Genomic DNA, 1,052 nt, shown 5'->3' with positions numbered 1-1,052 from the left:
CCCGGTCCCATTCCGAACCCGGAAGCTAAGCCCTCCAGCGCCGATGGTACTGCACTCGACAGGGTGTGGGAGAGTAGGACACCGCCGAACACAACTTGCCAGAATGGCCCCCGACCACCAGGTCAGGGGCCATTCTGCATTTCGAAACCACCCACACAACACCCACCTCACACCACCCACACCACCCTCTCGCGGACGAACGCGCACGCACTCGCGATACGCGAGCAGAATCGCCACCCGACCACTGCCCATTCCCCGCGCACCTGACACACGCGCGCGCATTTGCGGACACGGGGGACTGACGGCGCTCATCGAAATTCCCCACTGACGCTCACTGAAATTCCCCACCCGTGTGGCACCGCCAACGAGGGCGGGTCTCCCCGGATGCTGATGGTCTCTGACCACACACCAGCTACCCGAAGGAGACCCGCTCCTCATGCTTACACGGGAGGAAGACGTGGAAATACACGCCCTGCATCAACGAGGCTGGAAGATCGCCGACATCGCGAGACACACCGGCCGCGACCGCAAGACCATCAGGTCCTATCTCAACGGGACCACCACCCCCGGAGTGCGTAAACGCAGCATCCCGGATCCATTCGAGGTGTTCCTCGCCTACGTCACCGCACGCCTGATCGACGACCCGCACCTGTGGGTCCGCACGTTGTGCGACGAGCTCGAAGACCTCGGATATGCGATGTCGTATCAAACGCTGCACCGCAAGATCCGCGAGCTGAAACTCCGCCCGACCTGCCAAGCGTGCCTGACCGCCGCCGAGCGACCGAACGCGGTGATCGATCACCCGCCCGGTGAAGAGACACAGTGGGATTGGGTCGATCTACCGAACCCGCCCGCCTCCTGGGGGTGGGGATCGATGGCGCATCTGTTCGTCGGAACGCTGGCCTGTTCGGGCAAATGGCGCGGGGTCCTCGCACCGAACATGACCCAACCGCACGTTGACGGCGCTCAGTGAAAGTGCCCAGATCTGATCTCTGAAAGTGCTCACCCGTGTGGCTCCGCCAATGAGGGCGGGCCTCCTCCGATGCTGATGG

The 1,052-nt window shown here is 63.4% G+C and carries 1 rRNA gene and 1 pseudogene; both read left to right on the top strand.

The features are described from left to right. Nucleotides 1-90: ribosomal RNA gene (rrf, locus tag AB0366_RS27120) — 5S ribosomal RNA — on the top strand; the annotation flags it as partial. 346 nt (nt 91-436) lie between these two features. Continuing rightward, a pseudogene (locus tag AB0366_RS27115) lies at nt 437-964 on the top strand (IS21 family transposase); the annotation flags it as partial. Nucleotides 965-1,052 lie beyond the last annotated feature (88 nt).

This window comes from Rhodococcus sp. NPDC076796 (genome assembly GCF_040702765.1).
Lineage (GTDB): Bacteria > Actinomycetota > Actinomycetes > Mycobacteriales > Mycobacteriaceae > Rhodococcoides.
The sequence above is the reverse complement of the archived record's forward strand: the minus strand, read 5'-3'. Positions and strand labels throughout refer to the sequence as shown.